The sequence below is a fragment of the Nonomuraea sp. NPDC005650 genome (assembly GCF_040605375.1).
GTDB lineage: Bacteria > Actinomycetota > Actinomycetes > Streptosporangiales > Streptosporangiaceae > Nonomuraea.
On the sequence record NZ_JBEXCR010000003.1, the window covers coordinates 60,352 to 73,249 of the forward strand.

Annotated in this window: 12 protein-coding genes; 5 read left to right on the forward strand and 7 right to left on the reverse strand. The window is 71.3% G+C overall.

All coding sequences use genetic code 11. The annotated features are described in order from the left end of the window. Positions 1-69 precede the first annotated feature (69 nt). A complete protein-coding gene (locus ABZS69_RS05755) occupies positions 70-1,542 on the forward strand; it encodes a prolyl oligopeptidase family serine peptidase (protein ID WP_355367079.1) in 1,473 nt (490 codons plus the stop codon). Here the strand turns inward: ABZS69_RS05755 and ABZS69_RS05760 are convergent. Both ABZS69_RS05760 and ABZS69_RS05765 read right to left on the reverse strand, forming a co-directional pair. Beyond that, positions 1,515-2,450: an alpha/beta hydrolase gene (locus tag ABZS69_RS05760; RefSeq protein WP_355367082.1), complete on the reverse strand. Its 936-nt coding sequence runs from the start codon at positions 2,448-2,450 to the stop codon at positions 1,515-1,517. The genes ABZS69_RS05755 and ABZS69_RS05760 overlap by 28 nt on opposite strands. A gap of 1 nt (position 2,451) precedes the next feature. Further along, a complete protein-coding gene (locus ABZS69_RS05765; RefSeq protein ID WP_355367085.1) occupies positions 2,452-3,345 on the reverse strand; it encodes a crotonase/enoyl-CoA hydratase family protein in 894 nt (297 codons plus the stop codon). Between the two features lie 88 nt (positions 3,346-3,433). Between ABZS69_RS05765 and ABZS69_RS05770 the strand changes: the two genes are divergently transcribed. After that, a complete protein-coding gene (locus ABZS69_RS05770; protein WP_355367088.1) occupies positions 3,434-4,879 on the forward strand; it encodes an LCP family protein in 1,446 nt (481 codons plus the stop codon). Positions 4,880-4,887: 8 nt separating this feature from the next. Here ABZS69_RS05770 and ABZS69_RS05775 read toward each other — a convergent pair whose 3' ends face one another. From ABZS69_RS05775 to ABZS69_RS05790, 4 genes are read right to left on the reverse strand one after another with little or no spacing between them, the layout of a single operon-like run. Then, the gene (locus tag ABZS69_RS05775) at positions 4,888-5,832 is read right to left on the reverse strand and encodes an asparaginase (RefSeq protein WP_355367091.1); all 945 of its coding nucleotides are present in this window, start codon (positions 5,830-5,832) and stop codon (positions 4,888-4,890) included. After that, positions 5,825-6,640, reverse strand: coding sequence for an amino acid ABC transporter permease (locus ABZS69_RS05780; RefSeq protein WP_355367094.1), 816 nt, complete (start codon positions 6,638-6,640; stop codon positions 5,825-5,827). Before ABZS69_RS05780 ends, ABZS69_RS05775 begins: the two co-directional genes overlap by 8 nt. Then, on the reverse strand, positions 6,637-7,281 hold the full coding sequence (locus ABZS69_RS05785) for an amino acid ABC transporter permease (RefSeq protein WP_355367097.1): 645 nt from the start codon (positions 7,279-7,281) through the stop codon (positions 6,637-6,639). Before ABZS69_RS05785 ends, ABZS69_RS05780 begins: the two co-directional genes overlap by 4 nt. Then, positions 7,281-8,189 (reverse strand): glutamate ABC transporter substrate-binding protein, encoded by a 909-nt coding sequence (locus ABZS69_RS05790; protein ID WP_355367100.1) that lies wholly within the window; start codon positions 8,187-8,189, stop codon positions 7,281-7,283. The genes ABZS69_RS05785 and ABZS69_RS05790 overlap by 1 nt, the downstream gene beginning before the upstream one ends. Before the next feature lie 106 nt (positions 8,190-8,295). Between ABZS69_RS05790 and ABZS69_RS05795 the strand changes: the two genes are divergently transcribed. The 3 genes from ABZS69_RS05795 (at position 8,296) to ABZS69_RS05805 (ending at position 12,152) form a co-directional block, all read left to right on the forward strand. Then, positions 8,296-9,435 carry an ROK family transcriptional regulator gene (locus tag ABZS69_RS05795; RefSeq protein WP_355367103.1) on the forward strand — a complete coding sequence of 380 codons (1,140 nt, stop codon included), beginning with the start codon at positions 8,296-8,298 and terminating at the stop codon, positions 9,433-9,435. A 44-nt stretch (positions 9,436-9,479) separates the two neighbouring features. Then, positions 9,480-10,382, forward strand: coding sequence for an aminoglycoside phosphotransferase family protein (locus tag ABZS69_RS05800; protein ID WP_355367106.1), 903 nt, complete (start codon positions 9,480-9,482; stop codon positions 10,380-10,382). Positions 10,383-10,520: 138 nt separating this feature from the next. Beyond that, a complete protein-coding gene (locus ABZS69_RS05805; RefSeq protein ID WP_355367109.1) occupies positions 10,521-12,152 on the forward strand; it encodes a substrate-binding domain-containing protein in 1,632 nt (543 codons plus the stop codon). A 23-nt stretch (positions 12,153-12,175) separates the two neighbouring features. On the opposite strand, the gene ABZS69_RS05810 is transcribed toward ABZS69_RS05805, so the two are convergent. Beyond that, positions 12,176-12,823, reverse strand: coding sequence for a nitroreductase family protein (locus tag ABZS69_RS05810; RefSeq protein WP_355367112.1), 648 nt, complete (start codon positions 12,821-12,823; stop codon positions 12,176-12,178). Between the last annotated feature and the right edge of the window lie 75 nt (positions 12,824-12,898).

The following is a 12,898-nucleotide window of genomic DNA, read 5'->3' on the forward strand; positions in this document are numbered from 1 at the left end:
GAGTAGGCTAGAAGATCGGCGGGCAAACCAACGCACATGGGGAGGCCGATGCGCAGTGGCCGTGGCGCCTTGAGCGTCGCCGCCGGTCTGGTGCTGGTGGCTCTCGCAACGGTCGGATACGTGCTGCCGCCCGCGTTCGATCCGCCGCCGCTCAAGGTGGATCCAGCCTTCCAGACGATCCCGGCGCAGCCGTCGAGCGAGCTGCGCCCGGTGGTGGCGGTCGATCCCGTCCGCAGGGAGGAGATCTCCGTCGCGGGGGAGGGCCAGCGCCTGGACGGGACGCTCCGGGCGCCGCTGACGCCTGGGCGGCATCCGGCGATGGTGTTCGTGTCGGGGTCGGGCAACGGGTCGCGGACGGAGTTCACGCCGCAGGCGGAGTTCCTGGCCAAGGCGGGCGTGGTGACGATCGCGTTCGACAAGCGCACGATCGGCTACAACTTCCGCCACCGCGACTTCTCGCTGCTCGCCGACGACGCCCTGCGCATGGTGGAGCTGCTGCGTACGCGCCCCGAGGTCGATCCGGCGCGCATCGGCCTGTGGGGGGTCAGCGAGGGCGGCTGGGTGGTGCCGATCGCCGCGGCGAAGAGCACGGCGGTGGGGTTCGTGATCCTGGTGTCGTCCCCGAACGTCTCCCCGCTCCGCCAGGTCGCCTGGGCGCTGAACGAGCAGCTGCTCCGGCTGCGGGCCCCGATCGGCGCCCGCGACCTGCTGACCAGGGCCATGGGCGGGGTCGGCTTCAACTTCCTCCGATATGACGCGCTGCCGGCATTAAGCGGGATCAAGCAGCCGGTCCTGGCCTTCTACGGCACCACCGACCCCTCGATCCCGTTCGTCGAGTCCACCCAGGCGCTCATCAAGGGCATGAACAAAGCGCACAACGACGACTACACCATCCGCTTCATGGCCAAGGGCGACCACGCCATGCGGGTGAACGGCGGCCCCTTCACCAAGGGCTACCTCGAGACCCTGGCCAACTGGATCACCGGCCTGCCCGGCACCGCGCGGCCCGCCGTGCACATGGCGGGCGCCACGCCGGTGCAGCGGTTCGAGGCCAGCGACGTGCCGGCCGCCCCCTGGTACGCGGGCGGCACGATGCTGGGGCTGACGATCTGCCTGGCCGCCGTCGGCTACGTGGCGGGCCCGGTCGCCGCCATGGTCGTACGCCTGCGCGGCCGCACCCACGTGCCCGTCGAGACGAACGCCAGGCTGTGGCCCCCGATCAGGCGCCGGCTCAGCCGGATGGTCTGGACGGGCCTGGGCCTGCTGGCCTGGGTGGTCGCGTTCATCATGTTGCTGGTGCTGTTCTCGGTCAACCAGGCGGGCGCCTGGCCGGCCGTGCTGGCCGGCTGGCTGATCGTGCGGCTCCTCGCGGTGCTCATGCTGCTCCAGGAGGTGACGGCCGTGGCGGCGTTCGTGTCGGCCCTGCGCGAGGGCATGCGGCCCGGCCGCTGGCAGCACGTCGCGGTCGCGGGCGTGCTGGGCGGCACGGGGCTGCTCCTGGTGGCCGCGGCCTACTACGGGTTGTTCTCCTTCCCCTGGTAGTCCTGCCGGTGGACGAAGGCGTTCATCCAGCGGTCCAGCTCGGCGAAGACCTGCTTGCGCGCCGGCTCGGCCGACAGCACGAGGTCGTGCAGGCCGTCCTGGATGCGCACGCAGGTGACGTGCGGGCCGACCGAGGTGGACCAGCGGGCGATGTGCTGGGGATCGAGCACGATGTCCGCCGAGCGGGCCTCCGGGACGAGGTCGCGTACCCGGAGCCCGTTGCTGGAGGCCAGCACGAGGACCGGCACGTCCACCGCGAGCCCCGCGTGCAGCCGCCGCTGCGCCCGGCGGATGGCGGCCAGCCACATGGCGTGCACCGAGAAGCCGCCCAGCGGCTTGAGCTCCAGGTCGTAGTCCCACTCGCCGCCCTCGCTGCGGTGCAGCGTCTGCCCGTAGACGGTGCTCATCCCCAGCGGCAGCGCCCACCGCGTGTACGAGAGGGGCGTCTTGAACAGGTCGGCGGCCAGCCGGAGCGGGGTGGGCACGTTCAGGTCGAAGAACGGGCTGTTGAGCGCCATCCCCTGCACCAGCCCGCGCCCGCGGACCCGGTCGGCCCAGAGGGAGGCGACGAGGCCGCCGGTGGAGTGGGCGTTGATCGTCAGCTCGTCGTGGTCCCGCCTGATGACGCGGACGGCCTCGTCGATCTCGGGGAAGTAGTCGGTGACGCTCCTGATCAGGCCCCTGGTCTGGTGCGGCAGCAGCGAACGCCCGTATTTGCGCAGGTCGAGGGCGTAGAAGTCGATGCCGCGCTCGACGTAGTGGTCGGCGAGGTGGTCCTGGAAGAAGTAGTCGGTGAACCCGTGCAGGTAGAGCACCGCCCTGCGGGATCCCGTCTTCCTGGAGACCAGCGTCGCGACGACCTCGCCCTCGAAGTCGTCCGGCAGCTGCAGCACGGTGATCTCGTACATGCTAGACACCATATGGATTGTCCGGCCATGACGGGACACCGGCCGGCAGGTCCTCGCTCACCCGCATCGGAAAGTCCGCCGGGCGCTTCTCCAGGAACGCCGTCACCCCCTCGACCGTGTCGGGCGCGCCGCCCAGCTCGGCCATGATGCGCGAGTCGGCCGCGTGCGCCTCCCACGGGGATGACGCCGACAGGCCCGACCACATCAGCCTGCGGATGGCGGCCACGGAGACGGCCGAGGTGTTGTCGGCGATCTCGCGGGCCAGCGCGTACGCCGCCGGCAGCAGTTCGTCCGGCGGATACACCCGCGAGACCAGCCGCCCTTCGAGCGCCTCGGAGGCGGGGAAGACCCGGCCGGTCGCGGCCCATTCCATGGCCTGGGCGATGCCGGCGATCCTGGGCAGGAACCAGCTCGACGCGGCCTCGGTGACGATGCCGCGCCGCGCGAACACGAACCCGAACCTGGCCTGCGACGAGGCCAGCCGGATGTCCATGGGCAGCGTCATCGTCAGCCCGACGCCCACGGCGGGGCCGTTGATCGCGGCGATGACCGGCTTGAGCGAGCGGGCGATCCTGAGCGCGACCGTGCCGCCGCCGTCGCGCGGCACGCCGTCCACCAGCTCCCCGCCCGCCGACTCGGGGTGCTCGCCGTGCGCGAAGGTGTCCGCGCCGCCGCTCAGGTCCGCCCCGGCGCAGAAGGCGCGGCCCGCGCCGGTGACCACCACCGCGCGCACCCCGTCGTCGGCGTCCGCGCGGTCGAACGCCTCGATCAACTCCCTCCGCATCGCAAAGGTGAAGGCGTTCAGCCGCTCCGGGCGGTTCAATGTGACGATGGCGATCTGGTCGGTGACCTGGTACTCGATCTCGGTGAAGTCTGTTCGGCTACTGATGTTCATCCTCCGATAAAGACATATTTCGGATTGAGTGCGTAGGCTGCCGCCTCTGTAAGAGGCCTAGGGTTGAAAATCGGGGAAACGGGGAAGCGTGCGCCAGGCAAAGGAATCCTCGAGCGCCGGAGCGGTCCTCGGATGGCTGGTGCTGGCGGCGCTGGCGCCCGGGGCCGCCCATCTGCGCGCCGGTTGGCGCAAGACCGGCCTCGTCCTGATCTCCTGCTATATCGTGGGCATCCTGGCGCTGCTCGCGTTGGCGCTGACAACCGACAGCGTCGTGGGCCTGCTCGTCGAGCGGATGACGACCATCGTCGTGGCCGCCGCCGTGCTCGGGGTGGCCTGGTTCGCCGTGATCGTGCACTCGTTCATCGTGCTGCGGCCGGGGCGGCTGCCACAAGGCGGGCAGATCGTCACCGGCACGCTGGCGGGGCTGCTCGCCGTCGCGGTGGTGCTGCCGTTCGGCGTGGTCGCGCAGTACGTGTGGACCGCCCAGAGCACGGTCAACGACATCTTCCAGGAGACCCCGACCGAGGCCCCGTCGTCCAACGGGGCCGCGGAGCGGCCGGAGGACCCGTGGACGGGCCGCCAGCGGGTCAACATCCTGCTGCTGGGCGGCGACGCCGACGACAACCGGATCGGCGTCCGCACCGACAGCATGAACCTGGCCAGCGTCGACGTGAAGACCGGCAACACCGTGCTGTTCAGCCTGCCGCGCAACCTGGAGAACGTGCGCTTCCGCCCCGGCACGCCGATGGCGCAGCACTTCCCCAACGGCTTCCGCCTGCCGCCCGACCCCGGCGGCGGGCGCAGCGACCTGCTCAACAGCGTCTGGGAGTACGCCGACGCGCACCCGGAGATCTTCGGCGGCAAGCAGCGCCAGGGCCCCAGGGTGCTGATGGACACGATCGGCTACACCCTCGGGGTCAAGGTCGACTGGTACGCCCTGGTCAACATGTGGGGCTTCGCCCGGCTCATCGACGCCATCGGCGGCATCACGATCACCGTCGAGAAGGACGTGGTGTTCGGCAAGTACAACGAGGGCCTGGTCAAGGCCGGCACGCGCAAGCTCAAGGGCGCCGACGCCATGTGGTACGCCCGCTCGCGCACGTTCAGCGATGACTTCACCCGGATGCGCCGCCAGCGCTGCGTGCTCGGCGCGCTGCTCAGCCAGGCGGACCCGGCGACGGTGCTGCTCCGGTTCAACCGCATCGCGCTGGCCACCAAGGAGCTGATCAGGACCGACATCCCGCGGGACATGCTCAAGAACCTGGTGCCGCTGGCGCTGAGGGTCAAGAGCGCGAAGGTGACGAGCGTGCAGTTCGTGCCGCCGCTGATCAACACCGGCTATCCCGACTGGGAGAAGATCCGCACCGTCGCGGCGAAGGCGCTGCGGGACTCGGGCGGCGCGAACCCGCCCGTCGCCGCCACCGCCTCCGCCGACCCCTCCCCCAAGAAGACGGCGGGCGCCAAGCGAGCCACGCAGAACCCGGCCAAGAGCCCGGCGAAGGGCATCACGGAGGGGTGCGACGGCTCGCTTTGAGCGCGCCGCTACCCGCGGGCGGCGATCCGGCCCACCGGGACGCCGCCGCCCAGCACGTCCACCTGCTCGAACGCCGCCGCCGGCGTGACGTCGCAGCCCATGCGCCGCAGCACCGCCAGGGCGATGGCCGTGGTGGCGCGCGGGCTGCCGTCGATGACCTTGACCGCCACCGAGTGGCCCGACTGCAGGGCCACCACCAGCACGCCCTCCGCGCCGCCCTTCGCCACGGCGCCCGGCAGCGCCCGCATCAGCTCGGTGTTCTGGTGCCCGGACCCGCCCACGTACTCGGGGTGCGCGCGCATGGCGTCGGCGACCTGGCGGGGCGCGCTGCCCGGCGCGGCCAGCACCAGGCCCTGCACGGCCCGCGCCAGCCCGGTCAGCGACAGGCCGAACAGCGGCGCGCCGCAGCCGTCCACCGCAACGTGGGCGGCCTTCTCCCCGGCCAGCTCCTCGGTGACCGAGCGGACCTGGAGCTGCAGGGGATGGCCGGCCGACAGGTAGCCGGGCACGTCCCAGCCGTTGGCGACGGCGGCGGCGAGCATGGCGGCGTGCTTGCCGGAGCAGTTCATGCGCTCGCGGGAGGGGTCGGCGCCCTGCCTGATGAGCCCGTACATGGTGGAGGTGTCCTCCGGCCACGACGGCGGGCAGGCCAGCGCGCCGAAGTCCAGGCCGTAGTCGTCGAGGATCTCGCGGACCAGCTCCACGTGGAAGTCCTCGCCCGTGTGGCTGCCCGCCGCGATAGCCAGCCGCGGCCCCGCCAGCGCCGCGCCGGCGGTGAGGCAGGCCAGCGCCTGGAACGGCTTGGCGGACGAGCGCGGCAGCACCGGCTCGTCCGCCTTCCCGAGGGCCACCTCGGCCCGGCCGGACGGATCCAGGCCGACGGCGCTGCCGTAGTGGACGCTCTCCACGAATCCGGAGCGGATCACCTCGGCGAGCACGGCGTAGTCAGGCACGTACGGCCCTCCTTCTGGGCGTTGCGGGCTGTCTGGCCTCCAGCATGCGGGCCAGCTTGGACAGGGACAGGTTGACCGCCAGATAGACCAGCGCGACGACCAGGTACGTCTGGATGAGCAGGCCGTTGTAGGCGGCCAGGACCTTGCCGCTGTAGAGCAGCTCGCCGTAGCTGACGACGAAGCCCAGCGAGGTGTCCTTGAGCAGGCCGACGGACTGGCTGACGATCGACGGCAGCACCCGGCGGGCCGCCTGGGGCAGCACGACGAGGCGCATCGTCTGGAGCGGCGTGAGGCCGACGGCCAGGCCCGCCTCGGTCTGGCCGCGTTCGACGGAGTTGATGCCGGCGCGGAAGATCTCGGCGAAGGCGGCCGCGTTCGACACCGTCAGGGGCACGGCCAGCTTCCAGAACAGCGGCAGGTCCAGGCCGTAGCGCGGCAGCGCGAACAGCACCACGTACACCAGCAGCAGGGCCGGCACGACCCTGACCACCTCGACGTAGGCGGCGGCCGGGAGTCGGACCCACCGCCGGTGCGAGAGCCGTCCCAGGGCCAGGACCAGGCCGAACGCCATGGACAGCGCCGCCGACACGACGGCCGCCAGGAACGTGGACCACAGGCCCGTCAGGAGGTAGCGCCACATCGGCCAGGTCGCGTACGGCTGCCAGCGGGCGGCGTCGAGCTGCCCGTTCGCCGCGAACTGCCGCACGGCCAGGACGGCGAGCGCGACGGCGGCCAGCACGCCGAGCACGGTCGCGACGCGGATGCGCCTGCGCGCCCTGGGGCCGGGCTCGTCGAAGAGGACGGTCACCGCAGGATCACCAGCTTGCGTTCGAGCCGGCCGGTGGCGAATCCCACCACCGCGGCGATCAGCGCGTACGCCAGGCCCGCGCCGACGAAGATCGGGATGGGCTGCGCCTCGACGAGGTTCACCCGGTTGGCGGCGGCCGTCAGGTCCACGACGCCGACGGCGGCGGCCAGGGCGGTGTTCATCGTGGTGGCGATGAAGATGTTGCCGAGCGGCTGGACGACCGTGCCCAGCGCCTGCGGCAGGACCACGTGCCTGAGCGACTGGCCGAACGTCAGCCCGATCGCCCGCGCCGCCTCGCCCTGTCCCCTGCTCACCGAGTTCACGCCGGAGCGCAGGGCCTCGCCGACGTACGCGGCCTCGTACACGGCGATGACCACGATGGCGGTGACCAGCGGCTCGGCCTTGACGCCGATCTCCGGCAGGCCGAAGAAGGCCAGGACGAGCAGGACGAGGAGCGGCAGGTTCTGGAACGACTCCACGTACGCGGTGCCGATGGCGCGCAGCACCCGTACGGGGCTCACGCGCAGGGCGCACACCAGCGCGCCCAGCACCGCCGCGCCCGCGAAGGACGCGGCGGTGAGCTGGAACGTCACGATCAGCCCCTGCCACAGCTCGGGCAGGTGATCGAGGAGAACGGACATCAGGACCCCGGCACGGAGCCGATCTGCGGCGGCTGGGGAGCGTCGCCGGTCACCACGGTGCCGATGGACTTCTTCCAGATCTCCTGCCAGACCCCGGTGTCCTGGGTCTTCTTCAGCCAGTCGTTGACGAACTTCTTGAACTGGTCGTCGCCGTGCTTGAGCCCGATCCCGTACGGGTCGACGGTGAACGGCTTGGTCACGATCTCGATCGACGGATCCTTCTTGGCGTCCGCGATGAGGATCGTCTCATCCTGCACGTAGGCGACGCCCCGGTCCTGCTTGAGCGCCTGGACGCACTCCGGGTCGCTGCCGAACGTGATGATCTCCGCCTGCGGCGCCAGCTTCTTGATCGCGGGGATGGCCGGGGTGTTCGCGCCCGCCAGGACCTTCTTGCCGTTCAGGTCCTCCGGCTTGGCGATGCCCGCCGTGCCCTTCTTCACCGCGATCGTCAGCCCCGAGGTGTAGTACGGGCCCGCGAACGCCACCTGCTTCGCCCGCTCCTCGGTGATCGTGTACGTCTGGAAGACGACGTCCACGGTCCCGTTGGCGAGCAGCGCCTCCCGGGTCTCCGACGCCGAGTTGACGATCTTCACCTTGGGCTCGCCCAGGATGTACTTGGCCAGCGCCTTGCCCATGTCCGCGTCGAAGCCCTCGACCTCGCCGGTGGCGGGGTTCTGCTGGGAGAGCAGGGGCGCGTCCAGCGAGCCGCCCACGAGGAGCTCGCCGCGCTGTTTGATCTTCTCCATGGTGGAGCCGGGCAGGATGTCGGCCGCCGCCGCGACGGGCGCCTTGGCCAGGACGTCGCCGCCCTTCTCGGACGGCGCGCCGGGCACGGCGGGACTACTCGACTCACCACAGGCCGCCAGTCCTAACAGAGAGACGGCGACGACGGCGACAAACCTCTTCATGAACGGTCACTTCCTTCGATTTCGAAGATAGGCCGGACCGTAGTGGGAGATTTCGTAGCAAGTCAATACGTTGTCGGCGTAAGTCGGGGCATGGTAGGTATCTCACATGAAGCAGCGGCTGCCCGTGCAGGGGGCACAGGGCGACCTGCTGAGACTCGTCGCCACCGGCAAGGCCGAGTCCCGCGCCGACCTCGCGCGCTTATCGGGTCTGGCGGCCTCCAGCGTGTCGCTGCGCGTGGAGGAGCTCATCGACGCGGGCCTGCTGGCCGAGGAGGGCTCGGGCACCTCCCGCGGCGGCCGCCGCCCCCGCCGGCTGCGGCTCTCCCCCGGCGCCGGCGTGCTGGCCGTCGCCGACCTGGGCGCCCACCACGTACGCCTCGGCCTCCTGGACCTCAGCGGCGCGCCACTCGTCATCGAGGAACGCGGCTGCGAGATCGCCGAAGGCCCGCAGGTCACCCTGGACCGCATCGCGGACGCGTTCGACGAGCTGCTGGCCGCCCACGTCCCCCCGTCGATCCCGCTGCGGGGGGTGGGCACCGGCATCCCGGGCCCGGTGGACCCGTCGACCCAGCGCGTGGTGACGCCGTCGCGGATGCCCGGCTGGAACGAGTTCCCGGTCGCCGACCACCTGGCCACCCGCTACGACCTGCCCGTCCTCGTCGAGAACGACGCCAACCTGATGGCCGCGGGCGAGGCGCGGTGGTGGCCGGGCAGCCAGAACCTCATGGTCGTCAAGGCCGGCACGGGCATCGGCTGCGGCGTCATCGTCAACGGCCACCTGCATCGGGGCAGGGGCGCGGCCGGCGACATCAGCCACGTGCGGGTGCGCTCGGACTCCTCGGTCGTGTGCGCCTGCGGGCATCCGGACTGCCTGGAGGCGTACGCGAGCGGCGCCGCCCTGATGGCCGCCCTGCGGGACGCCGGCGTCGAGGTGCGCCGCACGGCGGACATCGTCACCCTGGTCAACGACGCCATCCCGGAGGCCACGAGCCTGGCGCGCACCGCGGGCCGGCGCATCGGCGAGGTCCTGACGGTGCTGGTGAACTTCTTCAACCCGGACGTGGTCGCGGTGGGCGGCAGCCTGTCGGCCGCGGAGCCGCTGATCACCTCGATCAGGGCGGCGGTGTGGGAACGCTGCCTGCCGCTGGCGACGCGCGATCTGGAGATCGCCCCGGCGCGGGGCGGCCGGGACGCGGCCCTGCTGGGCGCGGGCACCCTCCTGCTGGAGGCCGCCCTGGCCGGATAAAACCGTTTGCCGCGGGTCGGCGGGGTGATCGAGGATGGGCGCCGATGGGCACGACGAAGATGCATGCCGACGAGGTCCTGACCGATGTGGCGCTCGTGCGCCGGTTGCTCGCGGGGCAGTTCCCGCAGTGGGCGGAGCTGCGGATCGAACCGGTCGACTCCTACGGCACAGACCACGACATTTACCGACTTGGCGACGAGCTGTCCGTGCGGATGCCGCGCATCGGATGGGCCACCGGGCAGGCGGCCAAAGAGGCGCGGTGGCTGCCGAAGCTGGCGCCCCACCTGCCGCTCGCCGTTCCGGTGCAGGTGGCGATGGGCGATCCGGCCGAAGGCTATCCCTTCGCCTGGTCCGTGTACGAGTGGCTGCCCGGCGCGAACGCCAACGGCACGATCCGCGACCTCGACCAGGCCGCCGCCGACCTCGCCGCGTTCGTGACGGCCCTGCGCCGGATCGACCGGACCGGCGCCCACCCGCGCGCCCGCGGCGCCCGTGGGGGGCCGCTCGCCGAGGGCGACGAGTCGGTCCGCCGCTCGATCGCTCAGCTCGGCGACCGCATCGACGGCGCCGCGGCCCTGCGCTCGTGGCAGGAGTCGCTCGACGCGCCCGCGTGGGACGGCCCTGAGGTCTGGGTGCACGGCGACCTGCTGCCGGGAAACCTGCTGGTCGTCGACGGCCGCCTGTCGGCGGTCATCGACTTCGGCGGCCTCAACGTGGGCGACCCCGCCTGCGACCTCCAGCCCGCGTGGAACGTGTTCGCGGGCGACAGCCGCCGGCGGTTCCGGGCCGAGCTCGGCGTCGACGACGCGTCGTGGCTGCGGGGGCGCGGCTGGGCGCTCTCCCAGGCCGTGAACGCGCTGCCGTACTACTGGGACACCAACCCGGGGATGATCCGCCAGGCCTCCAACGCGCTGGCGCAGGTCCTCGCCGACGACCGGGAGGCTTGAGCCCGTTCGCTTGACCGGCGGCTCCCCCGCCCGGCCGCCCCCGTGTCCGGCGGTCGAATTCCTGGTGAACGGTTCGCACCATCCGGCTCGCATGTCCCAACAAAGCGAGAATTGAACCAGTTCTCGAAGGGGGCATCAGTGGCGCTGCTGCGGCTGCTGGAGCAGCTGGTCGACTTCCTCGGAGGCGTGGGGCCCGTCCTGTTCGGGATCGCGCTGCTGGTGGTGACCCCCTATGTCGACCGGCTCGTCGTACGCCGCAAGCGGATCAGCTTCCGCGTCCTGTACAACTCCAAGATCGGCGTCGGGCCCGAGACGCTGAGCGACGGCGAGGGCCCGCCCCAGCTGCACCAGGTGGCCCGGCTGCTGGAGCGGATGAGCATCGTCGTCATCCGCCTGCGCAACAGCGGCAGCTACGACATCGACCCGGACGACTTCGACCGGCCGCTGTCGTTCACGTTCGGCGACCGGGTGGTGTGGAACGCCCGCGTGTCGGACGCCAGCACCGGCGACCTGCGCGAGCTGCTGCGCGAAGGGCTGCGGTTCTTCCCCGAGGAGGACAAGCCCGCCCGCGACAACCTGGTCACGGTACGCCGGCGGCTGACCGACCGGCTGGCCCGCTGGATCGGCGGATCCGCCGCCAACGGCACGGAGGCCGCCGAGCCGTCCTGGCACGGCGTACAGCTGACCAAGCTCAAACTCAGGCGCGGCGAGAAGGCCAAGCTCGTGGTGGTCCTGCGCGAGCCGGGCCAGCGCGAGATCACCAAGCTCGTCGAGCACACCGGCAAGCTCAAGGACGCCGGCGTGATCAGGGACGAGGGCAAGGTCCGCAGGGTCACGCTCCCGCGCGTCAGCGGCGCGCTGGTGATCGCGCTGAGCGCCCTGCTCGTGCTCAGCCGGCTCGCCCAGCCGGAGGACCGGTCCATCGCGTGCGGGTCGGGCCAGTTGCGGATCGAGGGCTCCAGCGTGTTCATGTCGACGATGCGGACGATCGCCGACGAGTACGTCAAGGTCTGCGGCGACGCCCGGATCGAGACCACGCCGAACGGCTCGCTGGGCGGCGTGCGTACCGTGCTCGAATCGGGCTCGCCTGACGTGATCGCGCTGTCGGACGGCAAGAGCAACTACCACGACCAGTTGTACGGCGAGAAGCTGGCCGTCGTCGTCTACTTCGTCGTGGTCAACAAGGAGGTCGGGCTGACCACCATCGGCATCGACGACCTCCGCAAGATCAACGACGGCACGTGGGTGGACTGGAAGCAGGTCCGGGGCGGGGCGTCCCTGCCGATCCGCATCATCAGCCGGAACCAGAACTCCGGCACCCGCCAGCTCTTCGAGCACCAGGTCCTGGGCACCGGCGAGAACATGCTCTCCTCCGACGAATGCCGTGAGAAGGACCGTAACCCCACCGCCCCGGTCATCCGCTGCGAACGCGACGACAACGCCGAGGTCATCCGGCAGGTGGCGACCGTGCCCGGGGCGATCGGGTACGCGGACGCGCTGTCGATCGTCGAGGAGCGCAGGTCGGGCGGCATCACGGCGCTGACGCTGGACGGCAAGGCGTTCGACGTCTCGACCGCGGCGACGTCGGGCTACCCGTTCTGGACAGTGGAGTACCTCTACACCAGGACCCGGCCGGCGCCGGGCTCGCTCGCGGCCGACTTCCTCCAGTTCGCGCGCACGCACGAGCGCGCCCAGCTACGGCTGACCGAGGCGGGCTTCCGGCCCTGCACGACGAAACAGGGCATGCTGGAGCCCTGCGTCCTGCGCTGACCGCTCGCTCTTGAGGACGTCGCTCACCACCGGTCCCAGTGCAGGATCTCCTTGCGCGGGACGCGGGGAGCGGGCTTGAAGTCGGTGCCGATGGTGAAGGCCAGCGGGATGAACGCGGCCAGCATGATCTCGTCGTACGGCACGCCGAGCACCCGGGCCAGCTCGCGTTCGAGCGGCCCCTGCGCGGTGGTCCACACCGTGCCCAGGCCGCGTGCCCGCGCGGCCAGCATGAAGCTCCAGACCGCGGGCAGGATCGACCCCCAGGTCCCCGCCTGCACGGCCACCGGGGCGTCGTCCGTCCGCCCTTCCACGCCGGGGATGACGAAGGCGGGCACCCGGTGGATGTTGGCGGCCAGGTAGCGCAGGCCGTCGAAGACCCGCCGGGTGGAGCCGGAGTGGTAGTTCATGCGCCACAGGTCGCGCTCGGTCAGCGGCTGGCCGGTGGCCAGCGATTGAGCCCGCAGGAAGATGTCGGCGACGGCCCGCCGCCGCTCCGGCTCGGTGACGACGAGGAAGTGCCAGCGCTGCCGGTTGCGCCCGGTGGGCGCCTGTACGGCCAGGTCCACGCACTCCTCGATCAGCTCGCGGGGCACCGGGCGGGCGAAGTCCAGACGCTTGCGCACGGCGCGGGTCGTGCTCAGCAACTCGTCGGGGGTGAGGTCCAGCGTCATGAGGCATCTCTTTCAGGAAAGGCGGAGGTGGCGCGGGCCGAAGCCCATCTCCATCTGAGCACAAACAATTGGCGG

What these genes read in the sequence shown, in the direction of transcription:
- ABZS69_RS05760 (WP_355367082.1), bottom strand. Translation starts at nt 2,450, where the DNA reads ATGTACGAGATCACCGTGCTGCAGCTGCCGGACGACTTCGAGGGCGAG.
- ABZS69_RS05765 (WP_355367085.1), bottom strand. Translation starts at nt 3,345, where the DNA reads ATGAACATCAGTAGCCGAACAGACTTCACCGAGATCGAGTACCAGGTC.
- ABZS69_RS05785 (WP_355367097.1), bottom strand. Translation starts at nt 7,281, where the DNA reads ATGTCCGTTCTCCTCGATCACCTGCCCGAGCTGTGGCAGGGGCTGATC.
- ABZS69_RS05790 (WP_355367100.1), bottom strand. Translation starts at nt 8,189, where the DNA reads ATGAAGAGGTTTGTCGCCGTCGTCGCCGTCTCTCTGTTAGGACTGGCG.
- ABZS69_RS05795 (WP_355367103.1), top strand. Translation starts at nt 8,296, where the DNA reads ATGAAGCAGCGGCTGCCCGTGCAGGGGGCACAGGGCGACCTGCTGAGA.
- ABZS69_RS05800 (WP_355367106.1), top strand. Translation starts at nt 9,480, where the DNA reads ATGGGCACGACGAAGATGCATGCCGACGAGGTCCTGACCGATGTGGCG.
- ABZS69_RS05810 (WP_355367112.1), bottom strand. Translation starts at nt 12,823, where the DNA reads ATGACGCTGGACCTCACCCCCGACGAGTTGCTGAGCACGACCCGCGCC.